Source organism: Catenulispora sp. GP43, from assembly GCF_041260665.1.
GTDB lineage: Bacteria > Actinomycetota > Actinomycetes > Streptomycetales > Catenulisporaceae > Catenulispora.
In genome coordinates, this window is the sequence record NZ_JBGCCT010000009.1 from 237,679 (window position 1) to 261,078 (window position 23,400).

Sequence of the window (23,400 nt, forward strand, 5' to 3'; positions counted from 1 at the left end):
GAGCCATGGCCATGAGAACGACGATCAGCCACGACGGTGACCGCGCACCGTCGGCCAAGCCGTTGATCCTGCTCACCACGATCGCGGTACTGCTCCTGGTAGCCGTGCCGATCTCGATCCTGGTCGCGCTGTTCATGATCGTGTTCGGGCACGTGACCGGCGGCTTCGCCGTGATCGGCGTCACGGTCGTGGCCGCGGTCGTCGCGGTGGTGGCGGCCGGGGCCAGCGGCGTCCGGCACCTGCAGAAGGTGGTCGAGCGCAAGTCGTTCCGGGTGGTGCAGCTGGGACAGCGCGACTACCACTACGAGGGCGACAGCTGCGGGCACGACCACTCGAACGACGAGATCCGCATCATCTGAGCCCCCGGCGGGGGCCCGCCGCAGCGAAGCGCCTGGACGCGCCGTTCCCTCAGGCGGTCCAGGTCTCGCGCACCCAGGCGTGCCGCGGATCGTCGCTGAACGCCATCGAGCGCGCCGGCCCGCGGTCCCGGCCGGCCAGCACGTTCAGGTAGTACAGGTCGTAGCCGGGCATGGCCATCGACGGGCCGTGGTAGCCGTGCGGGATGAGCACCACGTCCCCGGCCCCGACCTCGCGCAGCACATCGATCTCGCCGGCCGCCGAGGAGTACACCCGCTGGTATCCCGGCCCGCCCTCGTAGTAGTAGATCTCCTCTTTGGCGCGCTCCCCGTCCTCGACGTCCTCGTCGTGCTTGTGCGGCGGCCAGGACGACCAGTTCCCGCCCGGGGTGATCACCTCCACGGCCAGCAGCCGGTCGGTCTCGAAGGCCTCCGGCGCGCAGAAGTTGTGCAGCGTGCGCGCGGCCGATCCGGCCCCCCGCTGCTCCACCGGCACCGCCTCGCGCGGACCGTACCGGAACGGCAGGTCGGCCTCGGCCCGCGCGGTCGGGATCGCCACCCGGCACGGTCCGCCCACCGCGGTCAGGCGGACCATGCTGGTGCGCGGGACGTAGGCGAAGTCGCTGGGGCCGGCGAAGACGTCCTCGCGCCCGCGCAGCAGGAACTCCTCCGATCCGCACCGCACACTGCACGAACCGGACAGCGGCAGGACTAACGCCTCGTCTCCTGAGGAAAAGAACTGATATGAACCGACGAACTCCGCGGTCTTCAGTCCCGCGAAGCTCCAACCTGCCGATTCGGGTGTGATGTCGACCTGTGCCATACCGCCTCCCGCTTGCTGCATAGCAGTACGGTGTTCGCCGGTCAACCTGTTGTCCGGACAAAGTGACCGCAGCATACTGACCCCCATGGGGATCCGACCGCGGATCGAGGTGGACCGCTCCTCCCCGATCCCGCTCTACTTCCAGGTCGCCGAACAGATCGCCGAGGCGATCCGCACCGGCGAGCTGGCTCCGGGCGACCAGCTGGACTCCGAGGTGCAGATCGCCGAGTCGCTGGGGCTGTCCCGGCCCACGATCCGGCAGGCGATCGGGCACCTCGTGGACCGCGGCATGATCGTGCGGCGGCGCGGCGTGGGCACGCAGATCCTGCCGATGCCGGTGCGCCGCGAGATGGAGCTCACCAGCCTGCACGACGACCTGGCCCGCAGCGGCCGGACACCGGCCACCGACGTGCTGCTGCTGGCCCACGTCCCGGCCGAGCCGGAGGCCGCCGCGGCGCTCGGGCTGGCCGCCGGCACGCCGGTGACCAAGGTGGTGCGGCTGCGCCGCTCGCTGGGCGAGCCGCTGGCGGTGATGCGCAACTGGCTGCCCGAGCCGGTGCCGCCGCTGACCGCGGAGCTGCTGGAGAACCGGGGCCTGTACGAAGTGCTGCGCAAGGCGGGCATCCGCATCTGCGTGGCCCGGCAGCGGATCGGGGCCTGCACGGCCGACGCCGAACAGGCGGCCCTGCTCGAGGAACGGCGCGGCGCGGCCCTGCTGACCATGGAGCGCACGGCGTTCGACGACAGCGGGCGGGCGGTCGAGTTCGGCAGCCACATCTACCGCGCGTCCCGGTACAGCCTGGAAGTCACAGTCACCGAGCACTGACGCACACCCGCGGAGGCACCGATGGGAGCACAATCCGCACACTCCAGACAACTCCGAGCCCTGATCGCGATCGGCGCCGCGGCGGCCTTGGCGGCCGGCTGCTCCAGTTCGTCGTCGAGCCCCAGACCGGCGGACGTCAACTCCTCGAACCAGCCGAAGAACCCCACCCTCGTGATCACCGCCAACGACATCGCCGGCGGCAAGAACAGCAACGAGGCCAAGTGGATCCAGGGCACCCTGATCCCGGACTTCGTGAAGGCCGAGGCGGCCAAGGGGATCACCGCGCACGTCACCTTCCGGCCCAACGGCGTCGACGACGACGCCTACAAGTCCAAGCTCGCCCTGGACCTGCAGTCCGGCACCGGCGACGACGTCTTCTCGCTGGACGGCATCTGGGTCGGCGAGTTCGCCGACGCCGGGTATCTCAAGCCCCTGAACCAGGTGGCCGGAACCCAGGTCGACAGCTGGGACGGCTGGTCCCAGATCTCGCAGTCGGTCCAGGCCCTCGGCGAGTACCAGGGCCAGCGCTACGGCGTCCCGAACGGCACCGACGCGCGCGTCATCTTCTACAACAAGAAGCTCTTCGCGCAGGCCGGACTGCCCACCGACTGGCAGCCCGCCGGCTGGCAGGACATCTACGACGCGGCCGCCAAGCTCAAGGCCCTGCCCGGGGTCACCCCGGTGCAGTGGGACGGCGGCGTCCCGATGGGCGAGGCCACCACGATGCAGGGCTTCCTGCCGCTGCTGGCCGGAGCCGGCGGCACGCTGTGGACCAACGGGAAGTGGATGAAGGCGGGCACGGCCTTCACCACCGCGCTCGGCTTCTACCAGAAGATCTACGGCGGCGGCTTCGGCGACCCGGTGCTGCAGGAGGACGCCAAGGGCCGCGACAAGTCGTTCACCGAGTTCGCGGCCGACAAGATCGGCATCTACGCCGAGTCCGACTACATGTGGCGCTCGGTACTGAATCCCACCGGCGGCACCGCGCCGATGGCGGATCGCGACACCGACGTCGGCTACGCGCTGATCCCGTCGGAGAACGCCGGCTCGGGCGTCAAGGGCCAGAGCTTCGTGTCCTACTCCGGCGGCTCCGACTGGTCGATCAACCCCAAGACCAAGTATCCGCAGGCGGCCTGGGACTTCCTGGCGTTCCTGAACTCCAAGGCCGAGACCATCTCCCGGATCGGCGGGGCGCCGCTGCTCACCGCGCGCGATGACGTCAACCAGCAGGTGCTGGCCAACGACCCGATGCTCCAGTTCGCCACCAGCAAGGTGCTGCCGGTGACCAGCTTCCGGCCCTCGCAGGCGGCGTACAACGACGTTTCGAGCCTGGTCCAGAAGGCGGTCGCGGACGTGGTCGGCGGCAAGAGCCCGGCGGAGGCCGCGGCGGCCTACGAGAAGGCGTTGGAGGGCCTCGTTGGCGCGAGCAGCGTCGCGGCCGGGAGCTGAGGATCCGGCGGGGCTCGGCAGGGCCGGCGCGGCGGCGATCGCCGCACCCGCCCTGCTCGTCGTCGCCGCGTTCCTGGTCTTCCCCGCCCTGTGGACCCTGTATCTGGGCACGACCGACTACCGGCTCACCGGCTTCGCCGCGCGGCATCCGCGCAGCGTGGGCCTGCAGAACTACACGAACGTCGTCCAGGACCCGGACTTCCGCCACTCGCTGTGGCTGACCTTCCAGTACGTCCTGTTCTCGGCCGTGATCGGCCAGGCGCTGCTGGGCTTCGCCATCGCCTGGATGCTGCGCGACGCCAGGGGCCGGCTCAAGCGGCTCATCGAGGCGCTGGTGCTGCTGGCCTGGATCCTGCCGAGCTCGGTGGTGGCGTTCCTGTGGGTGGCGATGCTGGACCGCGACGCCGGGACGCTGAACGCCCTCCTGCACACCCCGGGCACGGCGTGGGCCATCGAGCACCCGATGGCCGTCATCATCGTGTTCAACATCTGGCGCGGCACCGCGTTCTCGATGCTGCTGTACAGCGCGGCGCTCACCGGCGTCCCGCCCTCGCAGCTGGCGACGGCCCGGATGTTCGGCGCGAACTCCTGGCAGCAGCTGCGCGACGTGGTCTTCCCGCACATCCGCGGCCACATCCTGACCAACCTGCTGCTGATCTCGCTGTGGACGTTCAACGACTTCACGCCGTACCAGATCACCGCCGGCGGCCCGAACGGCAAGTCGGAGATCCTGCCGGTGTACATCTACCAGACCGCCCTGTTCGACGGGCAGATGGGCCTGGGGGCCGCGATCTCGCTGCTGATGCTCGTCATCAACCTCGTCGTGGCGCTGGTGTACCTGCGACTGCTGCGCGAGCGGCGCCGGGAGCGTGCCGTATGAGGGAGCGCACCCCTGGCGAGGTGGTGGCGAAAATCGCCCGCTACACGTTCTTGTCGGTGCTGCTGGGCTTCTTCGCGCTGCCCATGCTGTGGTTGGCCTCGGCGCCCTTCAACGCGCACCCCACATTGGACGTGAGCATAAGCTCGTTTACTCTTCACAACTTCTCGGTCCTGCTGAAGGATCCCTATGCGCTGCCGTCGCTGTGGAACTCTCTACTGCTGGCAGGGGGTACGGCTCTGCTGACAGTGGGGTTCGCAGCGGCGGCGGCGTACGCCCTGAGCCGGGTGCGAGTCCCGGGCCGCGACGGCATCCTCTACGCCCTGCTCCTGCTGTCCTCGATCGTGACCGGCACGGCCGCGATGGTGCCGCTGTTCCAGCTGGCGTTCAAACTGCACCTGATCGACTCCCGCCTCGGGGTGATCCTGGTGTTCACCGGCGGCCTGCTCCCGGCGGCGATCTTCATCCTGAAGGACTTCACCGACAACACGCCGAAGTCGTACGAGGAGTCGGCGCGGGTGTTCGGGGCGTCGCCGTTCCAGATCATGCGGCACATCGTGCTCCCGATGATCCGCCCCGGGCTGGCCACGGTGACGGTCTGGGCCGTGGTGAACGTCTGGAGCAGCTTCCTGATCCCGTACATCCTGGTCCGGAACCCGGACAAGTACCCGGCCTCGGTGGTGCTCTACACGTTCTACACCGAGGGCGGCCAGCCGGACCTGGCGCTGATCTCGGCCTTCTCTCTGCTTTACTCGATCCCGGTGATCCTTTTGTACCTGTTCGTCAGTCATCGCTACGGGTTCCGCTTCCACGGCGGGATCAAGCGGTAGAGGAGCGCTTCGTGGCAGGGGTTTCATAAATGGCACAGCTTCGCACCATCGACCTGACGAAGACCTTCGCCGACGCCGGCGGCGGCGTCACCGCGCTGGACGCGCTGAACCTGACGATCCAGGACGGAGAGTTCTTCGCGCTGCTGGGCCCCTCCGGCTGCGGGAAGACCACCCTGCTGCGGACCCTGGCCGGGCTGGAGACGCCGGACAGCGGCGCGGTGCACATCGGCGAGGCCGACGTGACCCGCACGCCGCCGGGCAAACGCGGGGTGGCCATGGTGTTCCAGGACTACGCGCTCTTCCCGCACATGACCGTCACGGAGAACATCGCCTATCCGCTGCGCGTCCGCGGCGTCCCGAAAGCCCGGCAACGCGAGGCCGTGCTGGCCGCCGCCTCCGAACTGGGCCTCACCGGCACCGAGACCACCGCCGGTCTGCTGGAGCGCCGACCGGGTGCTCTGTCCGGCGGACAGCAGCAGAGAGTGGCCCTGGCCCGCGCCACGGCGGCTGAGCCGTCCGTTTTTCTCTTTGACGAACCCTTGTCGAACCTTGATGCTCGTCTCAGGCTGGAGGCGCGGACGTTCCTCAAGCGACTGCAACGCGAGCTCGCCACCACCACGGTCTTCGTCACCCACGACCAGGCCGAGGCGCTGGCGCTCGCGGACCGCATCGCAGTCATGCAGTCCGGCCGTATCCGCCAACTCGGGACTCCTCGCGAGGTGTACCGCAGGCCGGCGAACACGTTTGTGGCTTCTTTCATCGGCTCCACGCCGATGAACCTGCTGGAGGGGGTTGTCCGTGACGGACGCGTTCTGGTCGCAGATTCCGAGATCGCGATGCCTGACGGGGCCGGGGAGCGCCTGGCCGAACGCACCGCGGTGGTCCTTGGCGCGCGCCCGGAGTACTTCCGCGTATCGGCGGATCCGCGCGACGGGGCGTTTCGGGGCACGGTAGAGGTCGCCGAGAACCTCGGCAGCTCGCTGCTGCTCACGCTGGACGTCGCCGGGACCGCGGTGCAGGTCGTGGTGGCCGAGGAGGACGAGCCGGAACCCCAAGCCACTGTGTGGGCGTTGCCCCGCAGAGACCGGACCCTGCTGTACGCGGATGGGGAGTTGGTGGGCTGATGCGGCTGGACGGCGTGTGGTGGCTGGAGGACCGGCTGCGGCAGCAGCTGCGGCCGGTCCCGTTCGAGGTGCCGCCGGGCGTCTCGCGGATCGGGGTCCGGCTGGACTACGACCGGTCCGCCGGCGCCGTCCTGGATCTCGGCTGTGCCGGCCCGGAGGGCTTCCGCGGCTGGTCCGGCGGGGCGCGGCAGGAGTTCGCGGTCGGGGCCCGGCATTCGACGCCGGGCTATCTGGCCGGCGAGATCCTGCCCGGGGTGTGGCACGTGTGGCTGGGGCTGCACCGGGTCCCGCCGGAAGGCGTCCGGTACTCGCTGGAGATCACGTTCTCCGACAAGGCGGAGCAGGCCGACCGGCAGCTCGGCCACCACCATGTCAGGGCCCTGCAACGGCCGCCGGCCCGGGAACTGCCGGCCGTCGACGGCATGCACTGGTATGCCGGGGACCTGCACGCGCACACCGAGCACAGCGACGGCACGCTGACCATCGACGCGCTGGCCCGGCTCGCGGCCGAGACCGGTCTGGAGTTCCTGGCCGTCACCGACCACAACACGATCAGCCATTACCCGTTCCTGGAGAAGGCTTCCGGGGCTGCCGGCGTCACGCTGATCCCGGGGCAGGAGGTCACGACCGATCTGGGCCACGCGAACGTGTGGGGCTCCGAGGAGTGGATCGACTTCCGGCGCCCGGCCTCGCAGTGGATGAAGCAGGCCGAGAAGGCCGGCGCGCTGTTCTCGGTGAACCATCCGCTGGCCGGGGACTGCGCGTGGCGGCACCAGCTGACCACGCAGCCCTCGATCGCGGAGATCTGGCACTGGTCCTGGTTCGACCGGACCTGGGGCTGGCCGCTGGCCTGGATGAAGCGGCATCCGGCGGCGATCATCCCGGTCGGCGGCAGCGACTTCCACGAGCCCGGCGGCACGCCGGCCTCGCTCGGCGCGCCGATCACCTGGGTGCTGGCCGAGGAGTGCTCGAGCCCCGCGATCCTGGCCGGCATCGCCGCGGGCCGCACCGCCCTGTCCGCCGACCGCACCGGACCGCTGGTGCTGCGCTGCGGCGACGAGATCACGACGCTGGACGCCGACGGCCTGATCCTGGTGCGCCCGGACGAGACCCGGGTCGTGGTGCGCGCCGACGCCTCGGGCCGGCAGTCGTTCCCGGCGCGGCAGTCGGGCATGTACCGGCTGGAGACCTGGCGCAACGAGGTGGTGGCATTGTGCGCGTGACCGAAGCCGGGCCGCGGCCGCGGACCTGGCCGGTGAAGGTGGCGACCGCGCCGGTGAACTTCGGGATCTACTCCGCCGCCGACCCGGTCATCAGCGCGCGCGAGTACGCCCGAATAGCGGCAGACTGCGGATACGAGGGCACCGATCTGGGACCGCACGGCTACCTGGACGAAGTCCTGGCCGGCCCCGACTCCGCCCCGGCGCTGGCCGGAGGCTGGCACGACCTGAGGTTCGGGCAGCACGAGGGCTTCGCGGACGACCTGTCAGCCCTCGAAGACACCGCACGGCTGCTGCGCGCCCGCAACCGGTACCCGGACATGAGCAGCTTCGCGCCGAAGCCGACGCTGGCCTGCCCGCCGTCCGGTCCGCTGGACGCCGCCGGCTGGGGCCTGCTGGTCCGGCAGGCTTACCGCGCCGCCTCCCGCTGCCGCGAGCACGGTCTGGAGCCGGTGTTCCACCACCACCTGGACACCAGCATCGAGACCCCGGACGACATCGACCGGCTGCTGGAGCTGACGGAGCTGGAGCTGTGCCTGGACACCGGGCACCTGCTGGCCGCCGGCGGCGATCCGCTGGCGACCCTGGCCCGGTGGGGGCATCGCGTGCGGCACGTCCACGTGAAGGACGCACTGGCCGACGGCACCTTCTGCCGCCTCGGCGAGGGGCGTCTGGACCTGGCGGCGTTCCTGGACGCGCTGCGGGCGCTGGCGTACGAGGGGTGGATCGTGGTCGAGCAGGACGTGCCGGACAGCGGGCAGGACCTGGGGCGGATCATCGGGGACATGCGGCACAACCGGGCGGTGCTGGCGGGGTTGGGGGTGTGATGGCGGACGACTCCGACACCCCGGCCGTCCGGGTCGCCGTCGTCGGCCTCGGACACGTGGCGCGGCACGTCCATCTGCCGCTGCTGGCGAAGCTGGACCGGCATTTCACCGTCACCGCCGTCTGCGACTCCCAGCCCGGCTACGCGGCCGACATCGCCCGACAGCTGCGCGTCCCGGGTTCCGGCGTCTTCGCCGACACCCGCAGCTTGTTCGGCTGCGGCGAGTTCGACGCGGTGCTGCTGCTGACCTCCGGCTCGCACGCGGCGCTGGCCGTCGAGGCGCTCAAGCGCGGCTATCCCGTCTTCTGCGAGAAGCCCCTCGCGCACTCCCTCGACGAGGCCGCCCTCGTCGCCTCGGCCGGCGACCGGCTGATGCTCGGCTACATGAAGCAGTACGACCCCGCCGTGACCGCGGCACTCGGTGCGCTCGACGCCTCGACGGTCCGGCACATCGATGTCAGCGTCCTGCATCCGCCCGAGCGCTTCCCGGCGACGGACTGGGCTCCGGTTCCCGCGCCGGCGCCGAAGCACACCGGGGCCCGCGCGCATTGGGAGTACCGCGCGGTGCTCGACAGCGCGTGCCACGACGTGGCGCTGATCCGGCTGCTGGCCGGGGTCGGCGAACTCGAGGTCGACACGGCCGCCTCCTGGGGCGCCCGGGACGGCGAGCCGGGCTCGCTGGAGTTCTCCGGCCCGCTCCCCCACGGCCGCTACACGGTCCGCTGGCACTTCCTGCCCGACTATCCCGAATACGAGGAACACGTCCGCGTGCACACCGAAGCCGGCACCCACGACCTGTCCTTCACCAACCCCTACTTCTTCGGCGCCGACTCGGGTTTCGAGCGCGAACTGATGGCGTTCCACGAACTGGTCACCGCCGGCGCTCCGGCGCTGAGCGGGGCCGCGGAGGGCGCGGCGGACATCCGCACAGCGCTGAACGTGCTGCACGCCCTGGGCAAGACCGCATGAACGAGCTGGTCGTCGTCCCGCACACGCACTGGGACCGCGAGTGGTACCAGCCCTTCCAGCGCTTCCGCCTCCGTCTGGTGACGGTCCTGGACCGGGTGCTGGCCCAGCTCGCCGCCGACCCGCGCGCCCGCTTCACCCTCGACGGCCAGACCGCCGCGATCGACGACTACCTGGAGATCCGCCCCGATCAGGAAGCGCTGGTGCTCGACCTGGCCGGCCGCGGGCAGCTGGCGCTGGGACCCTGGCGCGTGCTGGCGGACTCGTTCCTGTGCTCGGGCGAGAACCTGATCCGCAACCTGGAGATCGGATCGCGGCGTGCCGACGAGCTCGGCGGCGCGATGCTCGTCGGGTACCTGCCGGACCAGTTCGGGCACGCGGCGCAGCTGCCCCAGATCTTGCGCCTGGCTGGGATCGGGCACGCGTGTGTGTGGCGCGGGGTCCCCGAAGCGGTGCACACGACGGAATTCTGGTGGGAGGCGCCGGACGGCACCGCGCTGCGCACCCGCTACCTCCCGGAGGGCGGGTACGGCGGCGCGGCCGGGGTCTTCGGCGAGCCCGACGCGGCGGTGGTGCGGCGGCGGGCCGAGGAGCATGTACGGGCGCTGCGACGCTGGCAGCCCGACGGGCCGATGCTCGGCATGTACGGGACGGACCACTCGGCGCCGGTGGACGGTCTCGCCGATCTGGTCGAAGGCGCGTCCGGGGAGCCGCTCCGGGTCCGGCTCGACACCCTCGCAGGGTTCTTCGACGCCCTGGATCCCCCGGCCCCCGGTGCCGTCACCGTCCACGGCGAGCTCCGCTCCCACTCCCGGGCCAACATCCTGCCCGGCGTCCTGTCCTCCCGCGTCGGCCTCAAGCAGGCCCTGAGTCGCGCCGAGCGCCTCGTCGAGCGGTACGCCGAGCCGGTCGCCGCGCTCTACGGCACGCGCTCGGCGTACCAGCCCTTCCTGGATCTGGCCTGGCGGCGCCTGGTCGACTCCTCCTGCCACGACAGCGTCACCGGATGCGGCGTCGACGCCACCGCCGACCAGGTCGCCGCGCGCATCGCCGAGGCCGGCGATCTCGGGCACGGCGTCGTCGACCTCGTCCTGGGACCGATCGCGGAAACCGTTCCGGACGGCGGGCACCTGCTGTTCAACCCGTCCCCGCAGCGTCGCCGGGAGGTCGTGACCCTCGACCTGCCGGCCGGCCACGCCCCGCGCACCGCCTCGGGCAAAGTGGTCCCGCACCAGATCCTCGACACCGTCGAGGAGACCATCGCCGACGAGCTCGTCCCGGCCGCCGCCCTCGACCTCTTCCTGCGCAAGATCCACGGCCGCGAGCTCTATGGCCGCCAGATCGCCGCCTGGTACGTCGATCCCGGCACGGCGACGATCGGCTTCGAGCTGGCCCCGACCTCCCGGCTGGTCTTCGACGTCGCCGAGGTGCGCGCGGCTGCGGCGGGCGTGGCGGGCACGGCCGTCGAGGCGTGGCGGGTCGAGGTCCGGGTACGGCCGCGCGCCACGGTCGCCGCCCTCGTCGAGGTCGGCCCGCTCGCGCTCGCGGCGGTCACCGCGGTCGCCGCCGAGAGCCCGCCGGCCCCGGCGCTGAAGAACATAGCGGCCGGCCGCCGTGCCCTGTCCGATCTCGACAACGGCCTGATGCACGTCGCGCTGCGCTCCGACGGCCTCCTGGACATCCTCGCCGCCGACGGCTCGCACGCCGCGGGCCTCGGCGTGATCGTGGACGGCGGCGACCTCGGCGACGAGTACAACTACGCGCCGCCGGAACACGACCGGCTCGTGAGCTCGCCGGACGAGATCTGGAACCGGGTGCGCTGGAGCGGTCCTTTCACGGGGTCGCTGGAATCAGTGCGCTGGTTCAACTGGCCGACCCACGGCGTTCCGATGTCGGCGCCCGAGGCCGGGGTGAGCGGCATCCGCGCCGCGACCGTCCGCACCACCGAGGTCAGCACCCGCATCGAGCTGCGGCACGGCGAACCCTTCGTCCGGCTGGCCATCGCCTTCGACAACCAATGCGACGACCACCGTGTCCGCCTGCACCTGCCGCTCCCCCGCCCGGCCACGCGCTCCCACGCGGAGGGCCAGTTCGCGGTCGTGGAACGGCCGCCGCACGCCGAGGGCGGCTTCGGCGAGCGGCCCGTGCCGACCTTCCCGGCGTACGGCTGGGTCGCGGCCGGTGGCCTGGCCGTGCTGCTGGACCACGTCAGCGAATACGAGCTCGTGGACGACGGCCGCACCCTGGCGCTCACCCTGCTGCGGTCGGTCGGCCTGCTCTCGCGCGACGACAACGCCTGGCGGGCGGAGCCGGCCGGCCCGCACCTGGCCACGCCCGGCGCGCAGTGCCGCGGGCCGCGCACGGTGGAGCTGGGCCTGTACCTCTACGCCGGGGAGTGGCACGAATCAGGGCTCCTCGACGCCGCCGAGCGCTATCGCCACCCGCTGACCACAGTCGCCGGCCGGAGCCCGGACCCCTGCGGCGTCCCGGTGGTCCCGGCCGGCGGCGTCGAGGTCGGCGGGCACGGCGTGGTGCTGAGCAGCTGCCGTGACGTCGGCGGCGAGGGGCCCGAGCTGCGCCTGACGGCCCTCACTCCGGAACCCACCACGGCGACCGTCCGCACCGCGTACGCGGACACAGCCCACAGCATGGAAATGCGCCCCTGGCAGGTCGCTACGACCGTCGCCAGGGGCGCATCAGGGGATCGGGAGGAACGTTCGCCCTAGAGGACTATCGGCTGGCCGCCCAGTGGCCGTTCGACTGCCGGTACTCGGGTTGTTTGCGGTACTTGCGGAACAGCTGTTCCTTGGAGTGGCGGATCGCGTGGGCGACACGGGTGTGGAAGTAGAGGAGCTTCCCCTGCCCGCGTGCACCGAGTCCGTGCTGCCCCTTGGCCGGGCTGTTCTTCGCCATGCGTTTTCAACTCCTTGCCTGCCGGAGCCGCAGGAGACGGCCTCCGTGACCTCACGCTAAGCCGGGGCACCACGCAGGGCCACCGGAGCGCGCGCCAGCAGGCCCGGCGGGCGGAGGGGGTGTCGCACAACGCGAGCGCGCCGCCGGCCCGGCAGCGGCGCGCGAGGCGGTCCGGTCCACAGCGGCCCACAGCGGCCCACAAGGGGCCACGGCGGTCCACACAGCGGTTTACGGCGGTCCGGCCGGCCGCCTGGCACCTGCCCGACGGGCAGGCGGCGGCCGGACCGCCGTGGCATCAGCAGTCGGCGCGCAGCAGCATCGCCTCGTCCGGGTAGCACCAGGCCCAGACCTCGCCGGGCTCCAGGGAGCGGATCAGCGGATGTCCGGTGGCACGCCAATGCGCGGTGGCGTGCCGGTTCTGGGAGTTGTCGCAGCAACCCACATGGCCGCAGACGAGGCATTCGCGCAGGTGCAGCCAGCGGCCGCCGGTCGCACGGCACTCCCGGCACTCGTCCGCGGAGTCCGGTTCGGCCTCGCGGAGCTGGTGCAGGTGGTCGCAGCGCCCGCCGTTCGCGGGGACATACACGGGGATGGGCATGAGGTGGCTCCTCGCGTGTCTGATTCGTCACGCCGCGCCCCTTGTGACCGGGTGCACAGACGCTTGGCGCGGAGCGTAACGGCTGGAGATGACCTGCCATAGGACGCGCGGGAAACAGTGGATCCGGTTAGGCTGGCGTACTCCGCCGGGGCGACCCTTACGGCGGGACCGCCGCAGACCTCCGCCAAAGCTCTACCATGGAGTGATGCGGAATGTGGACCCGGGGTATGACGCGTACGCGACCCGTACCCTGGCAGACTTGCCTGTCATGGGGGTGAACTCGTGACGACGACACAGCCGCTGGAAAGTACCACCGAGGCTACGGAACGCACCGGGGACGTCGGATCGACGGCGACGGCGTCAGCGCCCGGCGCCCGGCGCCGCAGCTGGATCCCCGGGCCGCTCCTGCCGCAGAAGTACCGCCCGACCAACCGGCCGAAGCTGTGGCTGGAGATCGCGTTCATCGCGCTGGGCTACTACCTCTACACGCTGACCCGGCTGGCCGCCCCGTCCCACGCGAGCGCGGCCCAACAGCGCGGCCACGACATCCTGCACCTGGAGCACTACCTCGGCCTGAACTTCGAGCACACCTTCAACCACTGGGTGTACAGCGTGCGCTGGCTGGCGTTCTCGATGAACGTCTACTACGCCACCCTGCACTTCATCATGCCGATCGTGGTACTGGTCTGGGTGTACTTCAAGTTCCCCGACCGCTACCGCGCGGTCCGGACCGTGATGATCGCCATGACGCTGATCGCGTTGTTCGGCTTCTACTTCTACTCCCTCGCCCCGCCGCGCCTCCTGCACGGCGGCGACTTCGTCGACACGTTCAAGCTCCTGAACCCCTGGGGCCAGACGGCGACGACCTCCGACGGCGTCGCGGGCCTGGGCTCCTCGACGAACGAGTACGCGGCCATGCCCAGCCTGCACATCGGCTGGTCGACGTGGTGCGCTCTGGTCATCGCGCACCTGGCCCGCCGCAGGTGGGTCAAGGCCCTCGGCATCGCCTACCCCTTCTGCACCTTCGCCGTCATCATCGGCACAGCCAACCACTACGTCATGGACGCGGTCTTCGGCCTGGTGACCCTGGCCCTGGGCTTCCTGGTCCAGCGCCTCATCCAGGGCCGCAAGGTCTTCGCCCCGGCACCGGTGCCGGCCGGCGGGGCACCGCTGCCCCGCCAGCCCGACGGCTCGGCGGGCGCCCCGGAACCGGACGATGGCGTGTCGGCGGAACTGGTGCGGCCATCGATACACCTCAAGACGTGAACCGCATGACCGCATGACCGCATGACCGCGTGACCACCGACGGGCCCCCTTCGAGGGGCCCGTTTTCGTGCGGTCAGGCCTGCGCGCCCAACCGCGCCGCGAAGCCGTCCAGCATCGCCGCGAGGCCGAACTCGAAGCTCTCCTCCGGCGTCCCCGCATAAGAAGCCGCCGGACTGTCGATCCTCTCCCGCAGCTTCGGAAACGTCCGCGCGATCGCCACGGAGTTCTCCTTCGCCTCCGCGAATGCCCGCGCCGCGTCCTCGCCCCCCAGCGCCAACCGCCGGTTCAGCGCGACCATGGCGGCCGGCGCCAGCGCGTTGCCCAGCACGTATGTGAAGACCGCCGCCGCGGCCCGGTCGGCGTCGGCGGGCGCGAAGCCGGCAGCCTCGTAGACGGCGAGCAGGTGGTCGTCGTGCCGGGACTTGCCCGGGCCGTAGAGCAGGTAGCCGCCGAACGCCTGGCCCATCCACGGGTGCCGGGTGAACATCGCGTGTGTGCTGACCGCGGTGCGCGCCGCCGCCTCGCGCCAGCCGACCGCCGCCGGATCCGGCAGCTCGACCTCGGCCCAGGCCGCGTCGGTGGCCAGCCGGACCAGCTCGTCCTTGGTCTTGATGTGCCAGTAGACGGCCGTCGCGGCGACCTCCAGGCGCTTGCCGAGGGCGCGCATGTTCAGGCCGTCCAGGCCCTCCTCGTCGAGCTGGGCGATGGCCGCCTGGACGATCTGGTCCGCGGTGAGCGTGTTCCTCGGCATGGCGCCAGTGTACTTGCACTTAGTTCAAGTAGGGGCTACGGTTCCACTTGAACTAAGTGCAAGTGACGGGCGAGCGACTCGCCAAGGGGAGATCGAGATGACTGTGCAGGAGACCGCCGAGAACCTGGCCGGGTTCGTCGCCGAGGCGGCGAAGGCCTACGACGTCCCCGGCGTCAGCGTCGGCGTACTGGTCGACGGCCACGAGTTCTTCGCCTCGGCCGGGGTGGACGAACGAACCCTCTTCCACATCGCCTCCACGACGAAGTCCTTCACCGCTACCGCGCTGATGCGCCTGGAAGCCGAGGGCCGCGTCGACCTGGAGGCCCCCGTACGGACCTACGTGCCGGAGCTGAAGCTGGCCGACGAGTCACACGCCGCGCACATCACCGTCCGCAACCTCCTGGACCACACCGGCGGCCTGGAGTGGAACCTGATCGACACCGATCACGGAGATGGGTCGTTGGCGACCTTCGTCGCGAAGCTGGAGGCGCTGCCGCTGATCGGCGAGCCCGGCGCCCGCGCCTCGTACAGCCAGGCCGGGTACAACCTGCTGGGCCGGGTGATCGAGAAGATCACCGGGCAGCCCTACGAGCAGGCCGTCGCCGAGTTGGTCCTGACCCCGCTCGGCCTGGCCGACACGGTCTTCGACCTCGACGACGTCATGACCCGCAAGCACACCGTCGGCCACAACCGCGACGCCGACGGCATCCTGCACCCCGCCACGCCGTGGAAGTCCTACCCGGCCGGCACCCACGGCAACAACCCCGGAGGCGGCGCCGTGTCCTGCGCCGCGGACCTGCTGCGCTGGGCGCGCTTCCATCTCGGGGAGCAGATCGGCGCCTCCGACGAGGTGCTCTCGGTCCAGGCCCGCAGCTCGATGCGCGAGCCGAAGTCCGAGCTGCGCGGCTCCACCCTCGGCGACGCCTTCGGATTCGGCTGGTTCCTCAACGAGATCGGCGGCGTCCGCACCTTCGGCCACGGCGGCAGCGGCAACGGCCAGTTCTCCGAACTGCTCGTGGTCCCCGAGCACGGCTTCGCGGTGGTGGCGCTGAGCAACTGCGCGCCCGAGGGCTACCAGCTGAACCAGGAGATCGTGAAGTGGGCGCTGGAGCACTTCCTGTCAGTGGTCGAGCAGACCCCGGAGCCGGTGGCGTACGACGCCGCGCGCAACCGCGCCGTCGTCGGCCGCTACGAGATCGACGCGATGAATCTGGACGTCGCCGACGACGGCGGGCGCCTGACCCTCGCGGTCGGCATCAAGCCGGAGATCCGCGCCGCCTCGGACACCGAGATGCCGCAGGATTACCCCGCAGCAGCAATGGGCTTCCTCGCCGAGCAGGGCGACGACTACATCATCACCGAGGGCGGCCTGAAGGGGCAGCGCGGGCTGTTCACCCGGGACGCGAGCGGGGCGGTCGTCGGGATCGACATCGCGGGGCGGCTGTTCGGCCGGGTGGGCTGAACACCGCCGGCGCGGGGAACAATCGCCCCATGGGGCGGGCGATGCATCCCATCGAGCTGATACGGACCGAGGGCGCCGTCCAGTTCGCGTTCCTGGTCGCCGACGAGGGTTATACGGGGCCTGAGTCGACGGAGCGCGGAATCGTCTACCGCCGCGCCGATCTGGCGGTCGAGGTCGAGTTCTTCGACTACTGCGGCCGTGATCTGTGCGTGGGGACGAACCTGGTGGCGTACGACGCCGAGGCCGAGCGGCCACGCAGATCGATCCACCTGGAGAACGCGTACGTCGCGCACGGGCTCGGGCCGCCCCAGGACGTCCCCGGCTCCGCGCAGATCCTTCGGGCGGCGGGCAAGAGCCTCGTTCTCCAGGCTCAAGCTCTCCGACGTCTGATCGCGTTTCTGAAGCAGCGGGACCCGGGCCGGACTCAAGCCCCAGGCCGGGCTCAGGCCCCGGCCCCGGCCCGCCCCGTCTCGTGGTTCCAGTCGTAGAAGACCCGCTCGACCACCGCGCGCGCCCGCCGGGCACTGCGCCGGTACTCCTCGACAAACTCCTCGCTGTTCTCAGAGCCCAGATACATCGCGATCCCGGCGCGCTCCTTGATGTCGTTCGGGATCGAGTCGCCGGCGCGGCCGCGGACCAGCATGATGCCGTTGCGGACGCGGGTGGCCTCGATCCAGGCCTCGTCGAGGATCTCGCCGTCGTCGGGCTCCAGCAGGCCGGCGTCGACGGCGGCGGACAGGGCCAGGCGCGTGCGGGTCGTCTGGAGAGTGGGGATCTCGTGCGCGTAGCAGAGCTGGAGCAGCTGCACGGTCCACTCGACGTCGGACAGGCCGCCGGGGCCGAGCTTGGTGTGCAGGGCCTTGTCCGCGCCGCGCGGCAGACGCTCGGCCTCCACCCGGGCCTTGATGCGCCGGATCTCGCGCACCGAGGTCTCGTCGAGCCCTGATGACGGGCGGCGCAGCGGGTCGATCAGGTCCGTGAACTCCCGGCCCAGATCGGGGTCGCCGGCGACCGGTTCGGCGCGCAGCAGGGCCTGCGACTCCCACACTTCCGACCAGCGGCGGTAGTACTCGGCGTAGGAACTCAGGGTACGGACCAGCGGGCCCTGGCGGCCTTCCGGACGCAGGTCGGCGTCGATGATCAGCGGTGGGTCCGGGGTCGGGATCTGGAGCAGCCGGCGCAGTTCGTTGGCCACGGCGTGCGCGGCGTCGGTCGCGGCGCGTTCGCGCTGCGCGGAGACGCCGCGCGAGGCGTTCGTGGGCCCGGCACCGTTGGGGGACGGCTTGTCCGGCTGCGCTTCCGCGTCCCCGTCGGGGAGCGGATCGTGCACGAACAACACGTCCGCGTCGCTGCCGTAGCCGAGTTCCCGCCCGCCGAACCGGCCGGCGGCGATGATCGCGAAGCGGGTCGGCAGCGGCGTGCCCAGACGGTTCTCGATCGCGGTGGTGGCGGCCTGCAACGCGCCGCTCAGGGTGGCCGCGGTGACCGCGCTGAGGCCGTCACCGATCTGCTCGACGGTCAGCAGGCCCAGCAAGTCGGCCGCGGAGATGCGGAAGAGCTCGCGCCGACGCACCGCGCGCGCCGCGGCGACAGCCGCCTCAGGCGTGGAGGCGCGTCCGACCGCGGCCAGGATCTCCGCTTCCAGCACCGGACGGGCCCGCGGCACCAGGTTCGCCGGGTCGCCGAGGATCGCCACCGCCTCCGGCGCCCGCAGCAGCAAGTCCGGTGCGTAGCGGCCGGAGGCCAGAACGCGCGCCAGGTGTTCGGCGGCGGCGCCTTCGTCCCGCAGCAGCCGCAGGTACCAGTGAGTGTCCCCGAGCGCCTCGGACGCCTTGCGGAACGCCAACAATCCGCCGTCCGGATCCGCGGCGTCGGCGAACCAGTCGAGCATCACCGGCAGCAGGGTCCGCTGGATCGCGGCCCGCCGGCTCACCCCTGAGGTGAGCGCCGTCAGATGACGCAGCGCTCCTGCGGGATCCGTATAGCCGAGTGCTTCCAACCGTGACTGCGCAGCCTCCGGCGACAAGTGAACAGCACCACCCAATGCGGCTTGACCCGGCGTCAAGCGGGCCACCGCGTCTAACAACGGTCGGTAAAAGAGCTTTTCGTGCAGCCGCCTTACTTCCCGCTTGTGCCGTTTCCATTCACCGTTCAGCTGATCCACTGGATCGGTTCGGAACCCCATGGACCGCCCGAGGCGCCGCCGCTCCGGCTTCTCCTCGGGCAGCGTGTGCGTGCGCCGGAGCCGGTGGATCTGCAGGCGGTGCTCCAAAGTGCGCAGGAAGCGATAGGCGTCGGCCAGCGCGCTCGCGTCGGTGCGGCCCACGTATCCACCTGCGGAAAGAGCCGCCAGCGACTCCAGCGTCCCGCGCTTGCGCAGGGCCTCGTCGGTGGGCCCGTGCACCAGCTGCAGCAGCTGCACGGCGAACTCGATGTCGCGCAGTCCGCCGGATCCGAGCTTCAGTTCCCGCTCGGCCTCCTTGGCCGGGATGTGGGCGATCACACGCCGCCGCATCGCCTGGACGTCCGCGACGAACCCGTCGCGCCGCGAGGCCGCCCACACCATCGGCGTGACGGCCTCGACGTACTCGGCGCCGAGGTCCGGATCGCCGGCGGCGGCGCGCGCCTTGAGCAGCGCCTGGAACTCCCAGGTCTTGGCCCAGCGCTCGTAGTAGGCGATGTGGCTGGCCAGCGAGCGCACCAGCGGGCCGTTCTTGCCCTCGGGGCGCAGGTTCGCGTCGACCTGCCAGATCGCGCCCTCGGAGGTGGTGTCGGAGCAGACCCGCATCATCGTCGCGGCCAGCTGCGTGGCGGTGCGCAGGGCCAGGTGCTCCTCGTCGGGGTCGGTCCCGTCGGGAGCGGCGGCGACGAACACCACGTCGACGTCGCTGACGTAGTTGAGCTCCCGGGCGCCGCACTTGCCCATCGCGATGACCGCCAGGCGCGCCGGCGGGGAATCCTCGGGAAGTTCCGCTCGGGCCACCGCCAGGGCCGCCTCCAGGGTGGCGGTGGCGAGGTCCGACAAGTCGGCGGCCGTTTGGTCGTACGTCGCGGTGGCGTCGTCCTTCCGGGAGGCGCCGATGTCCCGCGCGGCGATGCCCAGCAGGGCGTCCCGGTAGGCGACGCGCAGGGCGTCGCGCGCGGGGATCCCGGCCAGGGCGGCCACCGGGTCGGCCGCCGCGGCGTCGGCCCCGACAGACTCCAGCATCAGCGCGCGGAACGCCGGAGCCAGGTCCTCGACGTCGAACTCGACGAGCCCGTGCCAGGCCTCCGGGTGCCGCTCCAGGTGCTCCCCGAGCGCCACACTGACCCCGAGAACGCCGAGCAGCCGGTCCTGGAAGGGTTTGGCCGAGGCCAGGGTGGCGGCCAGCTTCTCGGCGTCGCCGGCGGCCGCCAGCAGCCGTCCGGTGGCGGCCAGGGCCTGGTCGGGGTCGGCGGTGCGACCCAGCGCCTCCAGGAACAGCGGGTCGCCGCGCAGCTCGCCCAGCGGCGCCTCGGCGAGGGTCTCGAGGGCGGATTCGGGATCGGTGAAGCCGAGCCTGACCAGTCGCGAGCGTGCCGACTCCGGTTCCCGGCCTAGTGCCGCCGTCTGTGCCACCCGGCCCAATCTAGCCGACCGCGATCGCGACCGGCGCGCGGCGTCCGGCGGCCGGTCGCGTCATCGCCCGGCGGGGCTGTTCAGGGCACGATCACGCCGCGGTCAGTCGGCCTCGCGGCGCAGCCTGCGGTAGAAGAACAAGCTGTCCGGACAGAATTCGTTCTGCTCGATGCTCTCGGCGAGCTCGGCCTCGGTGAGGAAGCCGAACCACTCGACCTCCTCGGCCTGCGGGACCACCGGGCCGGTGACGGTCGCGGTGTAGACCGAGCCCCACTGCGGCACCTTGTCGTGGTCGAAACGCCACTTGCCCACCGGCCGCAGCACGATGTTGCGCTGCCCGACCTCCTCGCCGGCCTCCCGGCGCGCGGCCTGGTCGTAGGACTCGCCGGCGGGGACCATGCCGGCCACGAACATGTCGTAGTACTGGGGGAAGACGCGCTTGGCGGCGGCCCGCCGGTGCACCAGGATCCGGCCGGCGTTGTCCCGGAACAGGATCTCGACACTGCGGTGGCGCAGGTTCTTGTCGGTGAGTTCGCCGCGGCGCACGATCCGCAGGATCCGGTCGCTCTCGTCCACTTCGTAGACGAGTTCTTCGTCGGGGTTCACCCGGCCATCAAAGCATGGACGACCGGGATGAATCCTTCCCGGGGGCACGCGCCTCTTATCGGGCAGCCGGCCTTGAGCCGGCCACCGGAAAGGGAGAGGACACCGAGGATGATGTGGGCAGCGGTGGGAGTCGTGGCGGCGGTGCTGGTGTGCGCGTGCACCATGTCGCTGATGCGGAAGCGGGGTCGGACACGTGGGTGACACGGCGGCGGCCTGGCCGGGCGAACAGCTGGTGCGGGCGGCGCAGGACGGCGACGCGGAGGCGGTCCGGGCCCTGGTGTCGGGGTCGTACCCGCACGTCCTGAGGTTCGCCAAGACCCTGTGCGCGACCCCCCAGGACGCGGAGGACGCGGCGCAGGAGGCACTGATCATCCTGTACAGCCGCATCGGGATGCTGCGGGCCACGGCGGCGCTGGGGTCGTGGATGTTCCGGATCGTGCGCAACGAGTGCCTGCGCCGGGCCCGGGGTGCCTGGCGCACCGGGCCGTGGGCCGGCGAGCCGGTCTGCGCGCCGACCGAGGACGACGTGCTGGCCCGGCTGGAGGCCGAGGCGGTGGTCGGGGCGATCGTGGCGCTGCCGGAGGACCTGCGCAGGGTGCTGATCATGCGGGACGTGCAGGGGTGGTCGGGACGCGCGGTCGCGCTGGAGCTGGGGCTGAGCGTGGCGGCGATGAAGTCGCGGCTGCACCGGGCGCGGGCTCAGGTGCGGGCGGCGCTGGTGGCGGGGGGGAGCGGAGCATGAGTAGCCAGTTCGCCGGTTCCTCCCTCCCCCGCCACTTGGCCCGCGGCCTGATCGGCTTCGGCTCGATGGCCGCCGGCCCGGCGCTGCTCCCGGTCCTGGGCCTGGCCGCGCTGCTCCTGGTCCCGGCCGGGCTGGTGGCACTGCGGGGCTGCCCGATGTGCTGGACCATGGGCCTGCTCCAGACCCTGTCGGCGGGCCGGGTGCGCCGTGAGTGCGTCGACGGACGCTGCGAGCTGCGGGGGCCGGGCCGTGCGGATCAGGGGTGAGCGAACAGGCGTGCGATCACCGGCCCGAGCCACGGTTTGCGGCCCAGGGAGATCATGCGGCCGGCGGCGATCTGGCGGGCCAGGGAGGTGCGGCCGCTCGCGGTGAGGACGAAGGCCGCCGGCTCGACCCAGATGTGGCAGTCCGTGCGGCCCGGCGGCGGGTCGCGGTGCGTCCGGACCAGGGGGCCGTCCACGTCGATGCCGATGGTCACGCCGCCGCGCACGTGGACGCGCACCGCCGCGTGCAGGTTCGCGGCGCGGGAGGGGTCGACGGTGCGCGGGATGGTCTCCGGGTACGTCAGCGAGACGATCAGCCGCGCGATCCTCGGCGGCACCGTCCACGCCTGTCCGGACGTGCGGGCCAGGTCCAGGGCGTGCAGCACGGTCTCGCTCAGGAACAGGCCGGCGACCGCCGCCACCGGCAGCGGCGCGTCGGCCCCGAACCAGGGGATGGGGCACGGCTCGTCGGGCCCGCGCTCGGCCAGCGCCGCGACCAGGGCGGCCGCGCCGGCGCGGATCTGGCCGGGGACCGCCAGGTAGGCGTCGGGCGCGGCCTGGGCGAGGGTGGTGGCGTTCACCACGGCGACGCGCTGCGCGAGGTCGGGGTGCTCGGGCACCATCGCGTCCCAGTCCTTGGCCTCGAGCTCCCCGGCCGCCGCGGCGGCGTAGGCGGTGCAGGCCAGCCCGAGGTGCACCGCGATGTCCGCCGCCCGCCACCCGGGCAGCGGCGACACCGCCTTCGGATCGCCCATCCGCTCCACCACCCGCGCGGCCCGCTCCGCGAGGTCCGGCACCGCCGCCCGCGCGGCGGCGAGGTCTTCGGCGAGGGTGGTGCGGCTCCGCGACATCGGCTGCTCCCGGCGGCGTATCGGAACGCGTTGGACAGGGCGTCTGATACGACAGCAGCCGGAAGCGGCCTGGTCAAGGGGTGGAAAGCTCTGCGAGGTGGTCCCCGCCGGCCACAAGCAGGGTTTTCCCCACCGTCCGCCGCTCCTGGATCGCGGCGTGCGCCTCGTCAGCGCGCTCCAGCGGGAACCGCTGCCCGATCACCGGACGCAGCCTCCCGTCGGCGGCGGCACGCAGCGCCGACTCCGTCAGCCGCCGCATGTCCCCGGGCCCCGCAGTGGGACGGACGACCCGCACCCCGCGACGCTCCGCCTCGTCCTCGGGGATCTCAGCCCACTGCCCGCTGGCCAGCCCGTAGGTGAGGATCCGGCCGCCGCGTCGCAGCTGCCCGAAAGCGGTGCGGCCGGTATCGCCGCCGACCCCGTCGAAGACGACGTCCACCGGCTCCGCCAGCCGCCCGGGCCAAGCCGGGTCGCGGTAGTCGATCGCCTGGTCGGCCCCCAGCTCGACGGCCAGCCCGGTCTTCCGCGGGCCGCCGGCCAGGGCGATCACCACCGCCCCCGCCGCCTTCGCGAGCTGGATCAGCAGCGTGCCGACGCCGCCGGCCGCCGCCTCGATCAGCACCCGCTCCCCGGCCGGACCGCCGCCGCCTCGACGAGCAGCGAGGCGGTGCGGCCGTCGGCGAGGACCGCGACGGCCGCGTCGAGGGCGAGGCCCTCGGGCACCGGGTACAGCACCTCCTCGGACACCAGGGCCACCCCGGCGTAGCCGCCCGACCCGCCGGTCGACCCGACCACGCGCACACCGACCAGCGCCGGATCCATGCCCTCGCCGACCGCGCGCACCACTCCCCCGACGCCGTTGCCGGGGATGGTCGGCAGCTCCGGATGGAACGGGCCGGTGCCCGCGCGGGCCTGGGTCTCGACGAACGTGATGTTGGCGTACGCGACGTCGACCAGGGCCGTGCCGGGCGCCGGCGCCGGCTCCGGGGTCTGCTCCACGCGCAACTCCGTCGGGGCGCCGAACTCTCGCAGCCACACCGCGCGCATGTCGTT

The 23,400-nt window shown here is 71.8% G+C and carries 22 protein-coding genes and 1 pseudogene; 15 read left to right on the top strand and 8 right to left on the bottom strand.

The genetic code is table 11. The features are described from left to right. The first annotated feature begins 11 nt into the window (after positions 1–11). Complete coding sequence (locus ABH926_RS20450) at positions 12–359, top strand: hypothetical protein (protein ID WP_370367275.1); 348 nt, start codon at positions 12–14, stop codon at positions 357–359. Positions 360–408: 49 nt separating this feature from the next. Here ABH926_RS20450 and iolB read toward each other — a convergent pair whose 3' ends face one another. After that, the gene (gene iolB / locus ABH926_RS20455; protein WP_370367276.1) at positions 409–1,179 is read right to left on the bottom strand and encodes a 5-deoxy-glucuronate isomerase; all 771 of its coding nucleotides are present in this window, start codon (positions 1,177–1,179) and stop codon (positions 409–411) included. Positions 1,180–1,264: 85 nt separating this feature from the next. On the opposite strand from iolB, the gene ABH926_RS20460 reads away from it, so the two are divergent. The 9 genes from ABH926_RS20460 to ABH926_RS20500 are packed head-to-tail and all read left to right on the top strand — an operon-like array spanning position 1,265 to position 12,023. Continuing rightward, positions 1,265–2,005: a GntR family transcriptional regulator gene (locus tag ABH926_RS20460; protein ID WP_370367277.1), complete on the top strand. Its 741-nt coding sequence runs from the start codon at positions 1,265–1,267 to the stop codon at positions 2,003–2,005. Between the two features lie 21 nt (positions 2,006–2,026). After that, positions 2,027–3,454 (top strand): extracellular solute-binding protein, encoded by a 1,428-nt coding sequence (locus tag ABH926_RS20465; RefSeq protein ID WP_370367278.1) that lies wholly within the window; start codon positions 2,027–2,029, stop codon positions 3,452–3,454. Further along, entirely contained in the window at positions 3,423–4,334 is a 912-nt protein-coding gene (locus ABH926_RS20470; protein ID WP_370367279.1) for a carbohydrate ABC transporter permease, read from the top strand. Before ABH926_RS20465 ends, ABH926_RS20470 begins: the two co-directional genes overlap by 32 nt. After that, positions 4,331–5,161 (top strand): carbohydrate ABC transporter permease, encoded by an 831-nt coding sequence (locus ABH926_RS20475; RefSeq protein ID WP_370367280.1) that lies wholly within the window; start codon positions 4,331–4,333, stop codon positions 5,159–5,161. The genes ABH926_RS20470 and ABH926_RS20475 overlap by 4 nt, the downstream gene beginning before the upstream one ends. 29 nt (positions 5,162–5,190) lie before the next feature. After that, entirely contained in the window at positions 5,191–6,285 is a 1,095-nt protein-coding gene (locus ABH926_RS20480) for an ABC transporter ATP-binding protein (protein ID WP_370367281.1), read from the top strand. Then, positions 6,285–7,508: a CehA/McbA family metallohydrolase gene (locus ABH926_RS20485; protein ID WP_370367282.1), complete on the top strand. Its 1,224-nt coding sequence runs from the start codon at positions 6,285–6,287 to the stop codon at positions 7,506–7,508. Before ABH926_RS20480 ends, ABH926_RS20485 begins: the two co-directional genes overlap by 1 nt. Beyond that, positions 7,499–8,332, top strand: a complete 834-nt coding sequence (locus ABH926_RS20490) for a TIM barrel protein (RefSeq protein ID WP_370367283.1) — start codon at positions 7,499–7,501, stop codon at positions 8,330–8,332. Before ABH926_RS20485 ends, ABH926_RS20490 begins: the two co-directional genes overlap by 10 nt. Next, positions 8,332–9,300, top strand: coding sequence for a Gfo/Idh/MocA family protein (locus ABH926_RS20495; protein WP_370367284.1), 969 nt, complete (start codon positions 8,332–8,334; stop codon positions 9,298–9,300). Before ABH926_RS20490 ends, ABH926_RS20495 begins: the two co-directional genes overlap by 1 nt. Continuing rightward, positions 9,297–12,023 (top strand): alpha-mannosidase, encoded by a 2,727-nt coding sequence (locus tag ABH926_RS20500; protein ID WP_370367285.1) that lies wholly within the window; start codon positions 9,297–9,299, stop codon positions 12,021–12,023. The genes ABH926_RS20495 and ABH926_RS20500 overlap by 4 nt, the downstream gene beginning before the upstream one ends. A gap of 4 nt (positions 12,024–12,027) precedes the next feature. On the opposite strand, the gene ABH926_RS20505 is transcribed toward ABH926_RS20500, so the two are convergent. Both ABH926_RS20505 and ABH926_RS20510 read right to left on the bottom strand, forming a co-directional pair. Further along, positions 12,028–12,210 (bottom strand): hypothetical protein, encoded by a 183-nt coding sequence (locus tag ABH926_RS20505; protein WP_370367286.1) that lies wholly within the window; start codon positions 12,208–12,210, stop codon positions 12,028–12,030. 295 nt (positions 12,211–12,505) lie between these two features. Beyond that, a complete protein-coding gene (locus ABH926_RS20510) occupies positions 12,506–12,808 on the bottom strand; it encodes a UBP-type zinc finger domain-containing protein (protein WP_370367287.1) in 303 nt (100 codons plus the stop codon). Positions 12,809–13,090: 282 nt separating this feature from the next. Here ABH926_RS20510 and ABH926_RS20515 point away from each other — a divergent pair, with 282 nt between their 5' ends. Next, positions 13,091–14,074, top strand: a complete 984-nt coding sequence (locus tag ABH926_RS20515; protein WP_370367288.1) for a phosphatase PAP2 family protein — start codon at positions 13,091–13,093, stop codon at positions 14,072–14,074. A 73-nt stretch (positions 14,075–14,147) separates the two neighbouring features. On the opposite strand, the gene ABH926_RS20520 is transcribed toward ABH926_RS20515, so the two are convergent. Beyond that, the gene (locus ABH926_RS20520) at positions 14,148–14,825 is read right to left on the bottom strand and encodes a TetR/AcrR family transcriptional regulator (RefSeq protein WP_370367289.1); all 678 of its coding nucleotides are present in this window, start codon (positions 14,823–14,825) and stop codon (positions 14,148–14,150) included. A 97-nt stretch (positions 14,826–14,922) separates the two neighbouring features. Here ABH926_RS20520 and ABH926_RS20525 point away from each other — a divergent pair, with 97 nt between their 5' ends. Further along, positions 14,923–16,287: a serine hydrolase domain-containing protein gene (locus ABH926_RS20525; RefSeq protein ID WP_370367290.1), complete on the top strand. Its 1,365-nt coding sequence runs from the start codon at positions 14,923–14,925 to the stop codon at positions 16,285–16,287. Positions 16,288–16,328: 41 nt separating this feature from the next. After that, positions 16,329–16,775, top strand: a complete 447-nt coding sequence (locus tag ABH926_RS20530; protein WP_370367291.1) for a hypothetical protein — start codon at positions 16,329–16,331, stop codon at positions 16,773–16,775. On the opposite strand, the gene ABH926_RS20535 is transcribed toward ABH926_RS20530, so the two are convergent. Both ABH926_RS20535 and ABH926_RS20540 read right to left on the bottom strand, forming a co-directional pair. Beyond that, positions 16,730–19,885 carry a bifunctional [glutamine synthetase] adenylyltransferase/[glutamine synthetase]-adenylyl-L-tyrosine phosphorylase gene (locus ABH926_RS20535; protein WP_370367292.1) on the bottom strand — a complete coding sequence of 1,052 codons (3,156 nt, stop codon included), beginning with the start codon at positions 19,883–19,885 and terminating at the stop codon, positions 16,730–16,732. The two genes, ABH926_RS20530 and ABH926_RS20535, sit on opposite strands and share 46 nt — an antisense overlap. A gap of 102 nt (positions 19,886–19,987) precedes the next feature. Continuing rightward, on the bottom strand, positions 19,988–20,491 hold the full coding sequence (locus tag ABH926_RS20540) for an NUDIX domain-containing protein (protein WP_370367293.1): 504 nt from the start codon (positions 20,489–20,491) through the stop codon (positions 19,988–19,990). 193 nt (positions 20,492–20,684) lie between these two features. On the opposite strand from ABH926_RS20540, the gene ABH926_RS20545 reads away from it, so the two are divergent. Next, positions 20,685–21,233 carry an RNA polymerase sigma factor gene (locus ABH926_RS20545; RefSeq protein WP_370367294.1) on the top strand — a complete coding sequence of 183 codons (549 nt, stop codon included), beginning with the start codon at positions 20,685–20,687 and terminating at the stop codon, positions 21,231–21,233. After that, a complete protein-coding gene (locus tag ABH926_RS20550; protein ID WP_370367296.1) occupies positions 21,230–21,499 on the top strand; it encodes a hypothetical protein in 270 nt (89 codons plus the stop codon). Before ABH926_RS20545 ends, ABH926_RS20550 begins: the two co-directional genes overlap by 4 nt. Here the strand turns inward: ABH926_RS20550 and ABH926_RS20555 are convergent. After that, positions 21,490–22,347: a maleylpyruvate isomerase family mycothiol-dependent enzyme gene (locus ABH926_RS20555; RefSeq protein WP_370367297.1), complete on the bottom strand. Its 858-nt coding sequence runs from the start codon at positions 22,345–22,347 to the stop codon at positions 21,490–21,492. The genes ABH926_RS20550 and ABH926_RS20555 overlap by 10 nt on opposite strands. A gap of 73 nt (positions 22,348–22,420) precedes the next feature. Further along, positions 22,421–23,394, bottom strand: a pseudogene (locus ABH926_RS20560) (zinc-binding dehydrogenase). Positions 23,395–23,400: the final 6 nt, after the last annotated feature.